A 16,948-nucleotide genomic window follows, 5' to 3' on the forward strand; every position below is an offset into this window, starting at 1 on the left:
CTCACGCAGGTAGGCTCCCGGTCCGAGACGCGGAAAGGTAGCGAAATAATGGCCGACTTCGGGCATGAGCTGTGGTTCGGGGCGTTCCTCACGCCAGACGCGGCGGGACACCACCGGATCGTCCGGCAGGCCGTGCTGGCCGACGAGATCGGGCTCGACGTCGTCGGCGTCCAGGACCACCCGTACCAGCCGTCGTTCCTGGACGCCTGGACGCTGCTGTCCACGCTGGCGGGACGGACCGAGCGGGTGCGGCTGTTCCCCGACGTGGTGAACCTGCCGCTGCGTCCGCCCGCGGTGCTCGCCAGGGCCGCCGCGTCCCTCGACATCCTGAGCGGCGGCCGGGTCGAGCTGGGGCTCGGGTCGGGGGCGTTCTGGGACGGCATCGCCGCCATGGGCGGCCCGCGCCGCCGCCCGGGCGAGGCCGTGGAAGCGCTGGAGGAGGCCGTCGCGGTGCTGCGCGCGCTGTGGACGCCGGGTGAGGGCGTACGGCTCGACGGCACGCACTACCCGCTGGACGGCGCGCGTCCCGGCCCGTTCCCCCCGCACCCGATCGGGCTGTGGATCGGCGCGTACAAGCCGCGCATGCTGGAGCTGACCGGTCGGCTCGGTGACGGGTGGGTGCCGTCGTCCGGGTACGCCGCGCCGGGCGAGCTGGGCGCGATGAGCGAGATCCTGGACGCCGCGGCCGTACGGGCCGGGCGCGACCCCGGCGAGATCCGCCGCGCCTACAACATCGCCGGCCGGTTCTCCTCCGTCGCGGGCAAGGGCTTCCTCGACGGGCCGCCTGCCGTGTGGGCCGAGCAGCTCACCGAGCTCGCGCTCGTCCACGGCACGAGCGTCTTCGTGCTCGCCGTGGACGACGACAGTGACCTCAAGGTCTTCGCCGAGGAGGTCGCCCCCACCGTGCGCGAGGCCGTGACTCGCGAGCGCGGCCGGACGCCGGGCGCCGAGGACCGGGAGGGGCAGGTCCCTGTCACAGGAGGATCTCCGGCGAGCGCGGTGCTCGACGAGTCCACCAGGCCCCGGCTGCCCAAGCGCGACATCGCCGCGCTCCCGCCACGGCAGCAGGCCAACGGCCGGCGGCTCGTGCTCATCCACGACCACCTGCGCCGGGAGCTGACCCAGCTCAGGGACGCCGTGGAGCAGGTCGCCGCGGGCCGCTCCGACGCCGCCGCCCTCCGCTCGATGATCAACGAGCTCACGATGCGGCAGAACTACTGGACGCTCGGCACGTTCTGCGCGTCGTACTGCCGGCTGCTGACCACCCACCACACGATCGAGGACGAGCACATGTTCCCGATGCTGACGTCGGCGCAGAAGTCGCTGGCGCCGGTCGTGGCCCGGCTGGAGCAGGAGCACGAGGTCATCGCCGGGGTGCTGACGGACCTCGACGCCGCCCTCGTCGCCATGATCGAGGACCCGGACCGGCTCGACCGCGTACGCGGCCAGGTGAACCTGCTCTCGGACGTGCTGCTGTCGCATCTGAGCTACGAGGAGGAGGAGCTCGTCGAGCCCATCGCCCGCCTTAACCTGGACATCTGAGGCGATAATCGGATGCGCGGGCCGGCGGCTACCTTCTAGGCTCCCCACCGTGCGTGATCTCGCCCTGCTGCCCAAGGCCCACCTGCACGTCCACCTGGAGAGCACGATCCGGCCTGACACGCTGGCGGAGATCGCGGCGGCCAACGGCAGGCCGGTGCCCCGCCCGGCCCCCGGAGCCGCCTTCGACGGCTTCCGTCAGTTCGCCGACCACAACGCGCTCGTACGGGAGTGCCTGGTCAGGCCGGAGGACTTCCACCGGATCGCGGTGGAGTTCTGCGCGGACGAGGCGGCCCAGGGCACCCGGTGGGCGGAGGTGACCTTCACCGCGGCCTCGCACGGGGAGCGGCTCGGCGACCTGGAGATGCCTCTTGAGGCCGTGCTGGCCGGGCTCGCCGAGGGCGCCGCGGCGTACGGCGTCGAGTGCCGGGTGCTCCTCGACCATTCGCGGCGGCGCTCCGTCGAGCGGGCCTGGCGCACAGTGCGGCTCGCCACCCGGTACGCGGAGGACGGGGTGATCGGCGTCGGCGTGGCCGGGGAGGAGTCCTACCCGCTGGCGCCCTTCGCCGAGGTCTTCGCCGCCGCGGCCGGCTCGGGCCTCCACGTCGTCCACCACGCGGGCGAGTGCGAGGGCCCGGCCAGCGTGCGTGAGGCGATCACGCTGGGACGCACCGAGCGCCTGGGCCACGGCGTGCGGGTCCTCGACGACCCGGGCCTGACCGCCGAGGTCCGCGAACTCGGCATCCCGCTGGAGGTGTGCCCGTCGTCCAACGTCGCGCTCGGCGTCGTGGACGGCCTGTCCGCCCATCCGCTCCCCCGGCTGCTCGACGCGGGCCTGACCGTCACGCTCAACACCGACATCCCGTCGGTCACCGGGATCCCCCTCTGCGAGGAGTACGCCCGGGCGCGGGACGCCTTCGGCTTCGACGACGCGGTGCTGGCCGGGCTGGCACGCGCCTCGATCGACGCGTCGTTCGCCCCTGAGGAGACCAAGCGCGCGCTGCGGCGCGAGGCCGACGCCTGGCTCGCCGCTCCCGCCAGACAGGGCGCCCGGCAAGACGCCCGGCGAGACCGCGCGAGAGACGGATACCGCGCGACGCGGTGAATCCCGTGACGGCGGTGACACGGACAGCTCAGTGGGAGCCGTGGTTCGCACCACGGGGACCACGCGGTTCTGGAATGATCTCGTGGAAAACCGTCGGACGTCGAGAGACCGTGACTGATGCCCCCCATTGACCAAATAACCGCCTTCGTGTCGGCCCATCCGGTCGGAACAGTCATCATCAGCGTCATCGCCCTGGTCCTGCTGGTCCTGGCCTTCTTCGCCCTGCGCGCCCTGACCCGCCTGTTCCGCCGCTGGGCCGCCGGCCGGCCCACCGAGGACATCCTCACCATCGTCGCCGCCAGCATCGCCACGGGCGTCTCCGCCCAGGGCATGTGGCGCTTCTCCGGCGACGTCCTCGGGTTCGACGGGCCGCTGCGGCTTCTGCTGTTCGCCTTCATCGAGGTCGCCGTCATCACCAGCGCCGTACGAGCGCGCCGCAACATGCGGGAGAACTACTCCGCCGGCATCGACGGCATCGCCGTGTGGGTCTTCACCTCACTGTCGGCCGTCCTGTCGAGCATGGACGCCCGCAGCGTCGCCGAGGCGGTCTTCCGTCTCGCCGCCCCGCTCGTGGCCGCCTGGCTGTGGGAGCGCGGCATGGCCATCGAGCGGGTCCGCATCACCGGCAGGGGCCGCATCAACTGGCGGCTCACCCCCGAGCGGGTGCTGGTCCGGGTCGGGCTCGCCGAGGCGAGCGACCGTACGGCGAGCGAGGTGGACGCCCACCGCAGGCTGACCAGGGTGGCGCTGGCCGCCAAGCGGGTTCGCGCGCTGCGCGAGGCCGGGGCGTCCGACCGCAAGCTGCGGACCGCGATGGCCAAGCTCGACAAGGCGATGGACCAGGCCGTGGAGTTCACCGGCCTCGCGGTGGACGAGAAGCGGCAGGAGGCCCTGCTGTCCCAGATCGGCGCGCTCTACAACACCTCCGCGCTGATCGACCTCGCTCCGCCGGTGCCCTGGGCGCCCGAGCCCGAGCAGCCGCCCGCTCCCCCCGCGCTGCCCGCCACGGCCATCGCCGAACTGATCGACGACGAGGATGACGACATGGCGGCCGGGCCGGCGCCCGTCGTCGACACGGCCCAGCGCGCGGCCCAGTTGCGGACCGCGCGGAACTACTGGGACCAGCAGATCGCGCGCAGGTACGTCCCCCGGGCCGCGGACATCGCCCAGGAGGTCGGCATCCCGCTCCTCGTGGCGAAGGAGTGGCGGGCGCTGTGGAAGCTCGAACCCCAGGCGCACGCGCTCATCGAGGCGGCCTACCGGGAGCACGGCATCATCGACACCGGCACGTTCCCTGCCATCGAGGTGCCCGAGCGCGAGCGTGTGCTCGTCGTGAACGGCTCCCACGCGGGAGCGTCCGCGCACGACTCCTGACCGAGGCGGCACCGCCCGGCCGACGGCCGGGCGTACCGGACAGCGTGACCAACGGGGGCGGCGGGACCGGACGAACCCGACCCGCCGCCCCGTCGCTTTCCCGGCCCCGCTCTCGATACATCACTCCGCCGACAACGAGGAGAACACCATGCGCAAGGTCGTGCTCTACCACCTGATGTCGCTCGACGGCGTCGCCTACGAAGACGGCGACTGGCTCGCCGACGACGGCCCCCAGCTGATCGCCTACCTCAGCCGGGTCATCGACACCCAGGACGACGTCCTGCTGGGACGCGGGACCTACGACTACTGGGCCGGGCACTGGCCCACGTCGGACTTCCAGCCGTTCGCCGGCTTCATCAACGGCACCCGCAAGCACGTCGTCACCTCCAGCGCGCCCACCGAGGAATGGGCGAACTCCACCCTGGTCACCACCCCCGCGTACGACTACGTGACCGCCCTGAAGCAGGGGCCCGGCGGTGACATCGGCATCCACGGCAGCATCATCCTGGCCCGGTCACTGCTGCGGGCCGGGCTCGTCGACGAACTGCGCCTGGTCGTCGCACCGGCGGTGGTCGGCGACGGCAGGCGGGTGTTCGAGGGCGACGGCGTCCGGTCGTGGAAACTGCTCGATGTCGAACGGGGCAAGAACGGCACGTTGTTCCTGGACTACAGCCGCTGAGAAGTCGTCCACCTAACGGGGTCACATTCCCGGCATAGCGGGGCAAGCACAGTCCTACTTTCCCGTGACATCGCGGGCGCCGGGGCGGACGTCCTCTCCTGCGACGGCCACACCGCCCAGGCACGGGAGGGCTCATGGAGATCTCGGGGGACGGCGCGGGGAACCGCGTGGCCCGCCTCGCGGGGGGACGCGACCAGGTCGGGCGGGCGCGCAGGCTCGTGTCGGCCGCGCTCGGGCGCGATCATCCCCGCCACGACGACTGCGTGCTGCTCACCAGCGAGATCGCGACGAACGCGGTCGTGCACTCCCGGTCGGGAGACGGCGGCACGTTCACCGTCACCGTCTCCCGCCTGCCCGACCGCGTGCGGGTCTGCGTCCAGGACGACGGGTCGGCCGGGCCGCCGTGCGCCGGTCATCCGCTGCCGAACGGGTCGAGCCAGGGTGGCCGCGGCCTGCCGCTGCTGGACATGCTCGCCGACCGCTGGGGGCTGGTCCGCGAGTGCGGCCGCAACGAGGTGTGGTTCGAGATCTGGTCCGAAGGCGACCGCCGCCGCGCGGCGCTCACCGGCGGGCGGACGGCCGTATGGGTCCGGCCGGGAGCCGCGGCGGCGGGTCTCGGCGACCGGTGAAGTGAAACCGGCGCGATGCGTGGTACAGAACCTCCGGGTGATTTCTCGTACGGAAGGGGAAAAACCGAGTAAAAGGATCGGGAAACTAGGAGGACGTCGCATGGCCCTGCCCGACTTCCTGGTGATCGGGGTGCCGAAGGCCGGCACCACGGCCCTGCACTCGGCGCTGGCCCGCCACCCCCGGCTCTTCATGTCGCCCGTCAAGGAGCCGAAGTTCTTCCTCACCGACGGCCCGCCGCCCGACAGGGGCGGGCCCGGAGACGCCGAGACCTACCGCGAGCACGTGTGGCGGCGCGCCGACTACGAGGCGCTGTTCGCCGGCGCCCCGCCGGGGACGCTGCGCGGCGAGTCCACCCCCTTCTACCTGTACGACCGGGACGCCCAGCGGCGGATCCGGGAGGCGATCCCCCACGCGAAGCTCATCGTCTCGCTGCGCGACCCCGTGGAGCGCGCGCACTCCAACTGGACCCACCTGTGGTCGGCCGGCCTGGAGCCGATCGCCGACTTCGTCGAGGCGTGCGCCGCCGAGAGGCGCCGGGTCGCCGAGGGCTGGTCGCCGTTCTGGCACTACGTGAGCCTCGGCCGGTACGGCGAGCAACTCGCCCACCTGTTCACCCTGTTCCCACGCGAGCAGGTGCTGGTCTTCCGCTACCGGGACCTGGTCGACCGCCCCGCTGCCACGCTCGACGCCATCTGCGCGTTCCTCGGGGTGGAGCAGGGGCTCGTCGGCGAGGTGCCCAGGGAGAACGTCACCGCCCACCCGTCGCACAGCCGCAGGCACCACATCCTGGCCCGGCTCGTCCGGCTCGGAGACCCGGTGCTCGGCCAGCGGCTCACCGCGCCGCTCGAGCGGATGCTGCAGCGCGACGCGCAGCCCCGGCGGCCGCTTACCTGGGGGCAGCGCCAGGAGTTGCTGGCCTACTTCGCCGCCGACATCGCGCTGCTGCGCGACGTGCTGGGCCGCGACTCCTTCGGCGAGGACTTCGGCGACTGGCTGCGTCCCAGGGAGCGGTCCGGCGGCCTGGTCGGCGCCCGGCCGTCCGGCCAGCGGCAGGCCCGCAATGGCCGCGCCCGCGGCCGCCCGGCTCCGCGGTGATCAGCGCAGCTCGGTGCGGAGCTCGTGGGCCCCGTCCGCGCGGGTCAGCTCGTAGTAGAGGCGGTGCCCCCCGGACACGGGCACGAGCGACAGGTAGCGCAGCCCTCCCCCGGCGTGCGGCGACTGGGCGACGGGGGCGGTCCCGGTGGCGGTGAGCGTGGACGGGCCGGGTCCGATGGCCACGCCGGTGCGCTCCTCGTAGTTCTCCTCCGCCGACGCGCGGCCGTCGTAGTAGGCGATGACGGTCCCGCCGCTGAACGTGACCGCGCTCACCCGTACGCCGCGCGAGTCCCACTCGCCCGGCCGCCGGTCGAGCGCGGTCCCCTGCCAGACCCAGTCGACGCCGTCGGCGCTGGTGGCGTAGTCGGTCACCATCTGGTCGGCCTCGTCGGGGTCCTCCAGCGGGTGGCACGACGCCCACAGGTGCCAGACGCCGCCGTGGTGGAGGATGACCGGGTCCTTGACGCCGGTCTTGAGGTCGCCCGGCAGCACGACCTGCGCGTCCGCGGGGTCGAAGTCCGCCGGTCCCGCGGCCTCGATCATCTCCACCCGCCAGTGCTTGGTCCCGTAGGTGGCGCAGCTCAGGTACAGGCGCCACCTTCCCTCGGGAGTCACCACGAGCGTGGGGCGCTCCAGCGACTCGGTCTTCATCTGCTCCTTGGTGATCGTGAGGATCCTCTCGAACCGCTCGCCGTCGGCCGAGCGGGCGATCTCCACGGCATACCCGCGCCCCTCGTCGAGCGGCCGGCGCAGCCGGTAGGCCAGGTAGATCCATCCGTCCCGGCTCACGGCGCTCGGCGCGCCCGCCCAGCATCCTGGCCCGTCTCCGGGCGGAGGAACCGCGACGACTGACCGTTCCGGCTTCGGTGCGAACACGTCTTATCTCCGTAGGTGCGCGACGACGGTGGGCTGCCGGCTCGACGCCGGCGCTTCTTGGCCTGTAGTGACTTACCAGCGCCCAGGCGGGAGGCCAAGCGTCCTCGCCATCGGGCGACCATGTCTATATAAAACCCGCTTGGTTTGCGGGTTTTGTCAGGATAAGGCAGATGAGCCACCACGCGGGAAAACGACCACCCTCGGCCATGCGCGCTCCGCGGAAAGCGGTATGACTGTGCACATGGATAAGGCAGACATCGGAGTCACGGGCCTGGCCGTCATGGGCCGCAACCTCGCCCGGAACTTCGCTCACCACGGTCACGTGGTCGCGGTCCACAACCGCTCGGAAAGCCGTACGACCAGCTTCATGGAGGAGTACCGCGACGAGGGCGCGTTCCTGCCGTCGAGCACGATCGAGGAGTTCGTGGCCTCCCTCGAACGGCCCCGCAAGGCGATCATCATGGTCAAGGCCGGGGCGCCGACCGACGCGGTGATCGAGGAACTCGCCGCCGTCATGGAGCCCGGCGACATGATCATCGACGGCGGCAACGCCCTCTACGCGGACACCCGCCGCCGGGAGGCCGCGCTCCGCGAGCGGGGCATCCACTTCGTCGGCACCGGCATCTCCGGCGGCGAGGAGGGCGCGCTCAACGGCCCGAGCATCATGCCCGGCGGCGACCCCGAGGCGTACGAGACGCTCGGCCCCCTGCTGGAGGACATCGCGGCGAAGGTCGACGGGGTGCCCTGCTGCGTCCACGTGGGCCCCGACGGCGCCGGCCACTTCGTCAAGATGGTGCACAACGGCATCGAGTACGCCGACATGCAGCTCATCGCGGAGTCGTACGACCTGCTCAGGCAGGCACTCGGGCTGGACCCGAAGGAACTGTCGGAGATCTTCCGCGAGTGGAACCGGGGCGAGCTGGAGTCGTACCTCATCGAGATCACCGCTGAGGTGCTCGGTCACACCGACGCCGCCACGGGCAGGCCGTTCGTGGACGTGGTGGTGGACCAGGCCGAGCAGAAGGGCACCGGCCGCTGGACCGTGCAGAGCGCCCTCGACCTCGGCGTTCCCGTGACCGGCATCGCCGAGGCGGTGTTCGCCCGGGCGCTGTCGGGCCACCCGGAGCAGCGGGCCGCCGCCCGTTCGCTCGCCGGGCCGTCCGGCACGGCCGGTGACTCCGGCCTGGTGGAGGACGTGCGGCGGGCGCTGTACGCCTCCAAGATCGTGGCGTACGCCCAGGGGTTCGACCAGATGGCCGCCGCGAGCGCGGAGTACGGCTGGAACCTCAAGCTGGGCTCGATGGCCACGATCTGGCGCGGCGGCTGCATCATCAGGGCGCGCTTCCTCGACCGGATCAGGGCGGCCTACGACGCCGACCCGAACCTGCCGACGCTGCTGGTCGACCCCACCTTCGCCCAGGCGCTGGAGGAGGCGCAGGAGGCGTGGCGGAGGGTCGTGGCGACGGCCGTGACGATCGGGGTGCCCACGCCGGGCTTCTCCTCGGCGCTCGCCTACTACGACGGGCTGCGGCGCGACCGGCTGCCTGCCGCGCTGCTGCAGGGGCTGCGCGACTTCTTCGGCGCCCACACCTACCAGAGGGTCGACCGGGAGGGCTCGTTCCACACCGACTGGTCGGCGGACCGGGCCGAGCGGCCCGCCTGACCACCGGAGACGCGATGCGGCGCACGCTCCCCCATGGGGGGCGTGCGCCGCGCCGTGCCTGCTCCGGCTAGTCCATGACGACGGCCACCGGCTCCGCCTTCTCGCCTCCCGCGGCGCCGGGGGCGCCGCCGCGCAGCGGGACGTGCTTGATGAACGCGGCGATCACGGGGACGATCACGGCGAACACGACCGACCACAGGAAGACGCTGCCGATCGCGCCGGCGAGCGCCTCGAGGAACCCCGCCTTCACCGGCGGCGGGAGCTGCGCCAGCACCTTCGGGTCGATCTGACCGCCGCCGGCGTTCGCCAGGGCCCCCGCCTGCCCGCCGAACTTGGCGGCGAGCTCGTCGGCGAGCCGGCTGTTGAAGATGGCGCCGAACAGCGAGATGCCGAAAGAACCGCCGATGGAGCGGAAGAAGGTCGAGGCGCTGCTGGCCACGCCGATGTCCTTCTGCTCGACGCTGTTCTGCGCGATCAGCATGGTCGTCTGCATCAGGAAGCCCATGCCGAGACCGAGGACGGCGATGTAGAGGCCGGTCTGCCACGCGGGGGTGTGGACGTCCTGCGTCGACAGCAGCCACATCCCGACCGCCATGACCACGCCGCCGATCACGGGGAAGCTCTTGTACTTGCCCGTTTTGGTGATCGCCCTGCCGACGAACAGCGACACGACCATGGACGAGGCCATCATCGGGAGCAGGAGCAGCCCGGAGTTGGTGGCCGTGGAGCCCTGCACGATCTGCTGGAACATCGGCAGGAAGGTGATCGCGCCGAACATCGCGAAGCCGAGCAGGAAGCCGAGCACGTTGATCAGCGTGAAGTTGCGGCTGGCGAACACGTGCAGCGGCAGGATCGGCTCGACCGCCCTGCGCTCGATGGGGACGAACGCGGCCAGCGCGACGACCGCCAGCGCGGCCAGCCCGAGGATCTGCCAGGAGCCCCACGGGTATCCGTGCTTCTGGCCGCCCCACGAGGTGATCAGCACGATCGCGGTGATGGCCACGGTGAGGACGGCCGCGCCGAGCCAGTCGATGCGGTGCTCGGTGCGGTGCCTGGGCAGGTGCAGCTTGAGGATGAGCCAGATCAGTGCCACGCCGCCGAGCGGGAGGTTCACGTAGAAGGCCCAGCGCCAGTTCAGGTTGTCGGTGATGAAGCCGCCGACCAGAGGCCCCGCGATCATGGCGAGCGACATGATCGCGGCCATGATGCCCTGGTACTGACCACGCTCACGCGGGGGGACGAGGTCCCCGATGATCGCCATCACGCCGACGATGAGCCCGCCGGCCCCGAGGCCCTGCAGCGCGCGGAAGGCGATGAGCTCGATCATGCCGTCTCCGGGGCCGCCGAACAGCGACGAGCCCGCCATGCCGCACAGCGCGGATCCGACCAGGAAGATGACGATCGAGTTCAGGAAGATGTTCTTGCGGCCGTAGAGGTCGCCGAGCTTGCCCCAGATCGGCGTGGAGACCGTGGTGCCCAGCACGTACGCCGTGGTGACCCAGGTGAAGTAGTCCAGGCCGTTGAGCTCCCCCACGATTCTCGGCATGGCCGTACCGACGATCATGTTGTCCAGCATCGCCAGCATCATGGCGAGCATCAGACCAGGTAAGACGATCATCACTTCCCGGGACCGGCCGGGCGCGGCCGCGGTCTCCGTGGTCATCGGGTGCCCCCTTTGGAGAAATCTGCTTACTTGCCGACAGGCTAGTGCCGGAGGCACGGTATTGTCCTTGCTTGCCGGCCGTCAAGTTAATAAGGACAGCAGGGAATGGGTGCTCAAACCGACACGCGCAGCCGTATCCAGGAGGTCGCGATCAGGCTCTTCACCGAGCAGGGGTACGAGGCGACCTCGCTCCGGGAGATAGCCGAGGCCCTCGGCGTGACCAAAGCGGCACTCTACTACCACTTCCGCACCAAAGAGGACATCGTCGCCAGCCTCATCGAAGACCGCGTCACGGCGCTCGACGAGCTGATCGCATGGGCGAACGGGCACCCTCGCACCCCGGAGACGCGCCGGGAGCTGATCCGCCGCTACTCCGCCCGGATGACCCGCGGACGTCACCACGAGGTCATGCAGTTCATGGACCGCAACAAGACGGCGTTGCAGGGTCACGCGAAGGTCGACCTGATGCGCGACCGCATGGGCGAGCTGATGCAGACGCTGTACGAGCCGGACGACCCGCTGCCGGTCAAGCTCCGGAGGTCCATGGCCCTGTTCGCGATGCACGCGACGTGGTTCCTGGTCAGGGACGAGTCGACACCCGAGGAGCGGATCGCGGCGGGACTGCGGGTGGCCCTGGAATTGGCGGACGGCTCGGAGAGTTGATCCCCGTCTGACGGGAAGGTGATCGACATGCTCTTCGGACAGGAACACGTAAGGCGCTATCTCGAGACGAACGGCGAGGTGGGCCACGAGTGGGAGGGCACCACCGTGGCCATCCTCACCACCAAGGGCCGCAAGTCCGGGCAGCCCCGCAGCACCCCGCTGATCTACCAGCCGTACGGCGACGCCTACCTGGTGGTGGCTTCCAAGGGCGGGGCCCCGGAGCACCCGCTGTGGTACCTCAACCTCCAGGCCGACCCCGAGGTGGAGTTCCAGATCAAGGGGGACAGGTTCGACGCGCGGGCCCGCACGGCGACTCCCGAGGAGCGTCAGGACATGTGGCGGACGATGGCCGCCGCCTGGCCCGCCTATGACGAGTACGCCACCAAGACCGACCGGGAGATCCCGGTCGTCGTCATCGAACGCGTGTAGCGGCGCGGGGCGCGCCGGGCGCCGGCGGTCACGAACCGCGGGACGTCCGGCTCCCCCGTCATCGGACCGTCTTGGCGGCCCGCCGCCCCTTGAACCCCGATGCCGTCCCGGACCGGGGCGGTGCCGCGTTCCTGGCGCCTGCGCTCAGTGACGCGTGCGCCCGTCGGCGGTATCTTTCCGGGTGATCCTCAAGAGCCGCGCCGTCCTCGGCGGACCGCGTGGCCTTCAGGCACTGGGAGGTTCCGTGAGCGACGGCCGCACCGCCGAGATCATGATCGCCGAGGCCCGCAAGGCCTTCTGGGTCATGGTCGGCTTCCTGGGGTTGATCTGGGTCGTGCAGCTCGCCAACTGGGCCGCGGACTACTCCCTCAGCTACAGCTACGGCATCAGGCCCTGGAACCTCGACGCGCTCCCCGGGATCGTCTCGGCGCCGCTCCTGCACTGGAGCTGGGCCCACATCGAGGGCAACTCAGGCCCCCTGTTCATCTTCGGGTTCCTCGCCGCCTACCGGGGCGTGCGGCGCTTCCTCGGCGTGACCGGGCTGATCGCCGTCGCCAGCGGGCTCGGCTCGTGGTTCACCGCCGACTCCGCCACGGTCGGCGCGGGCGCGAGTGGGCTCGTGTTCGGCTACTTCGGGTACGTGCTCGTACGCGGAGCCTTCGACAGGCACCTGATCGACATCGTCATCGGCATGGTCATGGCCCTGTGCTTCGCCTACCAGTTCACCGGGCTGCTGCCGGCCGAGGGCATCGGCTGGCAGGCGCACGTCTTCGGCTTCGCGGGCGGCATCCTCGGCGGCTACCTGTTCCGCGACCGGGGGCCCAGGACCGCGACCGGGACCGTCGCGCCCGGCAAGACCGCCGCCCCCGGCTCCAGGGCGGCGCTGCACAAGGAGATCGAGGACCTCGGCCTCTGAGCCTTGTGCCCGTGCGCGGAAGCGTTCTCCCGCGGCGGCGGACATTCCGCGACGCGCGGGATCAGGGCTCGCAGTGGTCGGGCGGGTGGAAGGGGATGCTGGCGGTGAGCGCGAACCCGCCCTCGGCGGTCGGCCCGTACGTGAGCCGCCCGCCCACCAGGACGACGCGCTCGCGCAGGCCGGGCAGCCCGTAGCCGCCTCCCGCGTCGGCGGGCACCCTGACCGGCACGGCACGGCTCTTGCCGCTGTTGACCACCGACACGTTCAGCATGCCGCCGTGGGCCTCGCAGACCACCTGCACGTCGGCCCCCGGCGCGTGTTTGCGCACGTTGTTGAGGCCCTCCTGGACGACGCGGTAGCTGGCGTGGCCGGCCTGCCGCGGCAGCGTCTCCTCCGGCACGTCGTAGTGCAGGGCGACGCGCATACCGGTGGCCCTGCCCTCCTCGACCAGGCGCGGTATCCCCTCGACGCTCTCCGCCGAGGGCGGCAGGTCCCTGCGCCGCAGCGCCGTGAGCAGCTCGCGCAGCTCGGTCAGCGCCCGCACGCCCTTGTCCTCGATGTTCCTGGCCAGCTTGCGGATCTCGTCGAGCTCGTCGGCGTCCTGGATGAGACCGGCGTTGAGGACCATCACGGTGACGGCGTGCGTCACCGTGTCGTGCAGCTCACCCGCGATGCGGCGGCGCTCCTGGGCGGCGGCGCGCTCCTCGCGCGCCCGCACGCCGGCCCGCAACTCCCGGATCATCGCGCGGTAGCGCCACACCCACGTGCCGACCAGCGCGGGCAGGAAGATCAACGTGACCGCCCGCACCGCCACGGCCATGAGCAGCCGGTCGGTGTAGGGGCTCGCGTAGTCGGTCAGCGCGTAGACGCCCGCCAGCGTGGCGGACGCCAACGGCCAGGCCCGCACCGCGTTCCGCGAGGTCACCGAGTAGGCCACCAGCATCAGCGGCATCGCCTGCCCCGTGAGCAGGGCGCACGCGACGGTGGCGGTGATCATCGGCCAGGCCGTACGACGCCGGGCCAGCATGGACACGGCCGCCGCGCCCGCCGCGGTCAGCTCCGCCCACCACGGCACGGCGAGGAACGGCAGGGCGGGGTAGGAGCGGCCGAACAGCGTCGCCGGGACGGTGAAAGCGAGGACGGCGACCGCGAACAGCACGTCGGCCACCGCCTCCCGGCGCGCGGCGAGCCCGGCCCACTTCTCCCCCATACCGCTAGTTTGTGGGTTTGACCTGCGGCTTCGTGCAGCGCCACACCCTTTTGACGTAGCTGTGCCACACCTTGCCGTACGTCGGGGTGGTCTAAACAGTCATGGGCCTTGGGCAGGATAGGAGTTGTGAGCGAAAGCATGAGCCTCCTCCGCCGCCTTCCGTCCGCCTCAGAGCCCGACGCGCTGTTCGACGCGTTCGTGTCGTGGAACGCCGATCGGGGGCTCACGCTCTACCCGGCCCAGGAGGAGGCGCTGATCGAGGTCGTCTCCGGCAACAACGTGATCGTGTCGACGCCGACCGGATCGGGCAAGAGCCTGATCGCCGCCGGGGCGCACTTCGCGGCGCTGGCCAGGGACGAGATCAGCTTCTACACCGCGCCGATCAAGGCGTTGGTGTCGGAGAAGTTCTTCGACCTGTGCGCGCTGTTCGGAACCGAGAACGTCGGCATGATGACCGGCGACGCCACCGTGAACGCCGACGCGCCCGTCATCTGCTGCACCGCCGAGATCCTCGCCCAGATCGCGCTGCGCGACGGCGCCGACGCCGACGTCGGCACCGTGATCATGGACGAGTTCCACTTCTACGCCGAGCCCGACCGCGGGTGGGCCTGGCAGGTGCCGCTGCTGGAACTGCCGCAGGCGCAGTTCGTGCTGATGTCGGCCACGCTCGGCGACGTCGAGCGCTTCAAGACCGACCTCACCCGCCGCACGGGGCGCGACACCGCCGTCGTGAAGCACGCCGAGCGGCCGGTGCCGCTCATCTACTCCTACCGGACGACTCCCCTGCACGAGACGCTGGAGGAACTGCTGTCCACCCAGCAGGCCCCGGTCTACGTCGTGCACTTCACCCAGGCCGCGGCGATGGAGCGCGCCCAGGCGCTCATGAGCATCAACATGTGCACCAAGGCCGAGAAGGAGGCGATCGCCGCCCTCATCGGCAACTTCCGCTTCACCACCCGCTTCGGCCGGGCCCTGTCCCGGCTCGTACGGCACGGCATCGGCGTGCACCACGCCGGGATGCTGCCGAAGTACCGCCGCCTGGTGGAACGGCTGGCCCAGGCGGGGCTGCTGAAGGTCATCTGCGGCACCGACACGCTCGGCGTCGGGGTGAACGTCCCGATCCGCACCGTGCTGTTCACCGCGCTGTCGAAGTACGACGGCACCAAGGTGCGGCGGCTGCGGGCGCGGGAGTTCCACCAGATCGCGGGGCGGGCCGGCCGGGCCGGGTTCGACACGGTCGGGTACGTCGTCTGCCAGGCGCCCGACTACGTGATCGAGAACGAGCGGGCCCTCGCGAAGATCGGCGACGACCCCAAGCGGCGCCGCGGCTACGCGCGCAAGAAGCCGCCGGAGGGTTTCGTCGGCTGGAGCGAGGACACCTTCGAGAAGCTCCAGACGGCCGAGCCCGAGCCGCTGACCTCCCGTTTCAAGGTCAGCAACGCCATGCTGCTGTCGATCATCAACCGGCCCGGCGACTGCTTCCAGGCGATGAAGCGGCTGCTCACCGACAACCACGAGGACCGCAAGGCGCAGCGCCGCCACATCAGCCACGCCATCGCGATCTACCGCTCGCTGCTGGCCGGCGGCATCGTGGAGAAGCTCGCCGAGCCCGACGAGCACGGCCGGATGGCCAGGCTCACCGTCGACCTGCAGGAGGACTTCGCGCTCAACCAGGCGCTGTCCACCTTCGCGCTGGCGTCCTTCGAGCTGCTCGACTCCGGCTCCCCGACGTACGCGCTGGACATGGTCTCGATCGTCGAGTCGACGCTGGACGACCCCCGTCAGATCCTGCACGCCCAGCTCAACAAGGCCAGGGCCGAGGCGGTCGCGCAGATGAAGGCCGACGGCATCGAGTACGAGGAGCGGATGGAGCGCCTCGCCGAGATCACCCATCCGATGCCGCTGGCCGACCTGCTCTTCGGCGCGTACGAGACCTACCGGCGCGGCCACCCGTGGGTCGGCGACCACGTCGTCAGCCCCAAGACGATCGTGCGCGACATGTACGAGCGGGCCATGACCTTCACCGAGTACATCCAGTTCTACGAGCTGGCCCGCTCGGAGGGCACGGTGCTGCGCTACCTGGCCGACGCCTACCGGACGCTGTCGAAGACGGTGCCCGAGCACCTGAAGACCGACGACCTGGTCGACCTCATCGAATGGCTCGGCGAGCTGGTGCGCCAGGTCGACTCCAGCCTGATCGACGAGTGGGAGAAGCTGGCCAACCCCGCGGAGGCGCTGGCGGCCGGGGAGGAGCTGGAGACCAGGACCCGTCCGGTCACCGCCAACGCGCGCGCCTTCCGGGTGCTGGTCCGCAACGCGATGTTCCGCATGGTGGAACTCGTCGCGCTGGACCGGGAGGAGGAGCTGGTCGAGCTCTACCCGGACGTCGACTGGGGCGCGGCCATGGACGCCTACTACGAGGAGCACGACGAGGTCCTCACCGGCCCAGCCGCCCGCGGCCCCGCCCTCCTGCTCATCGAGGAGGAGAAGGAGCTGTGGCGGGTGCGTCAGATCATCGAGGACCCGGCCGGCGACCACGACTGGGGCATCAGCGCGGAGGTCGACCTCGCCGCCTCAGACGAGGAGGGGCACGCCGTCCTCCACGTCACCGGCCTCACGCGCCTGTAGCCGCCCGGCTGCCGGAGCTCAGGACGTAGGCGGCGAGCACCGCGGTCCCGGCGACGTACGGCGCCACGTCGGCGGGCCGCCTGACCAGCGCGGCCAGCGCGGGCATGGACCCGAGCAGCGCGAGGTCCACGCCGGTCGCCGCCCAGACGAGCGGGCCTGTGGGCACCGCGCCACCCGGGGTGTCGATGACCGGCATGGCGTGGTCGAGGGGCCGCCGCCTGGCCATCCGCAGCGCCCCGGCGGTCAGCGCGGGCGCCGCCGCGGGCGCGGGCGCGGTCGCCGCGCCGTCCCACCGGCCCATCACGGCGGCGTAGTCGTTAGGGCCCAAGACGGCCACAGCCCGCGCGCCGACGCTCGCGATGATGTGGGCGAGGGTCTCGGCGTAGCTGTTGCGAGTCGTCTTCGTCTTGATCCCGTCGAGGAACCGGTCGACGGCATCCGCAACGCTCTCCCCGCAGCGGCCGTCGCTCAACGTGGC

Annotated in this window: 15 protein-coding genes; 11 read left to right on the forward strand and 4 right to left on the reverse strand. The window is 71.3% G+C overall.

The window, feature by feature from the left end; translation table 11 throughout:
• Positions 1-48 precede the first annotated feature (48 nt).
• The 6 genes from HHX31_RS21385 (at position 49) to HHX31_RS21410 (ending at position 6,422) form a co-directional block, all read left to right on the forward strand.
• Positions 49-1,542, forward strand: a complete 1,494-nt coding sequence (locus HHX31_RS21385) for an LLM class flavin-dependent oxidoreductase (RefSeq protein WP_169950094.1) — start codon at positions 49-51, stop codon at positions 1,540-1,542.
• Positions 1,543-1,591: 49 nt separating this feature from the next.
• Positions 1,592-2,644, forward strand: a complete 1,053-nt coding sequence (add, locus tag HHX31_RS21390; RefSeq protein WP_169950095.1) for an adenosine deaminase — start codon at positions 1,592-1,594, stop codon at positions 2,642-2,644.
• 117 nt (positions 2,645-2,761) lie between these two features.
• Positions 2,762-4,018 carry a hypothetical protein gene (locus tag HHX31_RS21395; RefSeq protein WP_169950096.1) on the forward strand — a complete coding sequence of 419 codons (1,257 nt, stop codon included), beginning with the start codon at positions 2,762-2,764 and terminating at the stop codon, positions 4,016-4,018.
• A gap of 148 nt (positions 4,019-4,166) precedes the next feature.
• The gene (locus HHX31_RS21400) at positions 4,167-4,697 is read left to right on the forward strand and encodes a dihydrofolate reductase family protein (RefSeq protein WP_169950097.1); all 531 of its coding nucleotides are present in this window, start codon (positions 4,167-4,169) and stop codon (positions 4,695-4,697) included.
• Between the two features lie 134 nt (positions 4,698-4,831).
• A complete protein-coding gene (locus HHX31_RS21405) occupies positions 4,832-5,326 on the forward strand; it encodes an ATP-binding protein (protein ID WP_169950098.1) in 495 nt (164 codons plus the stop codon).
• A 100-nt stretch (positions 5,327-5,426) separates the two neighbouring features.
• Complete coding sequence (locus tag HHX31_RS21410) at positions 5,427-6,422, forward strand: sulfotransferase (protein ID WP_169950099.1); 996 nt, start codon at positions 5,427-5,429, stop codon at positions 6,420-6,422.
• Here HHX31_RS21410 and HHX31_RS21415 read toward each other — a convergent pair whose 3' ends face one another.
• Complete coding sequence (locus HHX31_RS21415) at positions 6,423-7,298, reverse strand: hypothetical protein (protein ID WP_169950100.1); 876 nt, start codon at positions 7,296-7,298, stop codon at positions 6,423-6,425.
• A 241-nt stretch (positions 7,299-7,539) separates the two neighbouring features.
• On the opposite strand from HHX31_RS21415, the gene gndA reads away from it, so the two are divergent.
• Entirely contained in the window at positions 7,540-8,961 is a 1,422-nt protein-coding gene (gene gndA, locus HHX31_RS21420; protein ID WP_169950101.1) for an NADP-dependent phosphogluconate dehydrogenase, read from the forward strand.
• 67 nt (positions 8,962-9,028) lie between these two features.
• Here gndA and HHX31_RS21425 read toward each other — a convergent pair whose 3' ends face one another.
• The gene (locus HHX31_RS21425; protein WP_169950102.1) at positions 9,029-10,624 is read right to left on the reverse strand and encodes an MDR family MFS transporter; all 1,596 of its coding nucleotides are present in this window, start codon (positions 10,622-10,624) and stop codon (positions 9,029-9,031) included.
• Positions 10,625-10,729: 105 nt separating this feature from the next.
• Here HHX31_RS21425 and HHX31_RS21430 point away from each other — a divergent pair, with 105 nt between their 5' ends.
• The 3 genes from HHX31_RS21430 to HHX31_RS21440 all read left to right on the forward strand — a co-directional run bounded on the left by HHX31_RS21430 (position 10,730) and on the right by HHX31_RS21440 (position 12,632).
• Positions 10,730-11,287, forward strand: a complete 558-nt coding sequence (locus tag HHX31_RS21430) for a TetR/AcrR family transcriptional regulator (protein WP_169950103.1) — start codon at positions 10,730-10,732, stop codon at positions 11,285-11,287.
• 27 nt (positions 11,288-11,314) lie between these two features.
• On the forward strand, positions 11,315-11,716 hold the full coding sequence (locus HHX31_RS21435; RefSeq protein WP_169950104.1) for a nitroreductase family deazaflavin-dependent oxidoreductase: 402 nt from the start codon (positions 11,315-11,317) through the stop codon (positions 11,714-11,716).
• Between the two features lie 244 nt (positions 11,717-11,960).
• The gene (locus HHX31_RS21440; protein WP_211590117.1) at positions 11,961-12,632 is read left to right on the forward strand and encodes a rhomboid family intramembrane serine protease; all 672 of its coding nucleotides are present in this window, start codon (positions 11,961-11,963) and stop codon (positions 12,630-12,632) included.
• Positions 12,633-12,693: 61 nt separating this feature from the next.
• On the opposite strand, the gene HHX31_RS21445 is transcribed toward HHX31_RS21440, so the two are convergent.
• Positions 12,694-13,842 carry a sensor histidine kinase gene (locus HHX31_RS21445; RefSeq protein WP_169950105.1) on the reverse strand — a complete coding sequence of 383 codons (1,149 nt, stop codon included), beginning with the start codon at positions 13,840-13,842 and terminating at the stop codon, positions 12,694-12,696.
• Positions 13,843-13,980: 138 nt separating this feature from the next.
• Between HHX31_RS21445 and HHX31_RS21450 the strand changes: the two genes are divergently transcribed.
• Positions 13,981-16,470: an RNA helicase gene (locus tag HHX31_RS21450; RefSeq protein WP_169950106.1), complete on the forward strand. Its 2,490-nt coding sequence runs from the start codon at positions 13,981-13,983 to the stop codon at positions 16,468-16,470.
• Here the strand turns inward: HHX31_RS21450 and HHX31_RS21455 are convergent.
• On the reverse strand, positions 16,457-16,942 hold the full coding sequence (locus tag HHX31_RS21455; RefSeq protein ID WP_169950107.1) for a hypothetical protein: 486 nt from the start codon (positions 16,940-16,942) through the stop codon (positions 16,457-16,459). The genes HHX31_RS21450 and HHX31_RS21455 overlap by 14 nt on opposite strands.
• Between the last annotated feature and the right edge of the window lie 6 nt (positions 16,943-16,948).

This window comes from Microbispora sp. H11081 (genome assembly GCF_012999535.1).
Lineage (GTDB): Bacteria > Actinomycetota > Actinomycetes > Streptosporangiales > Streptosporangiaceae > Microbispora.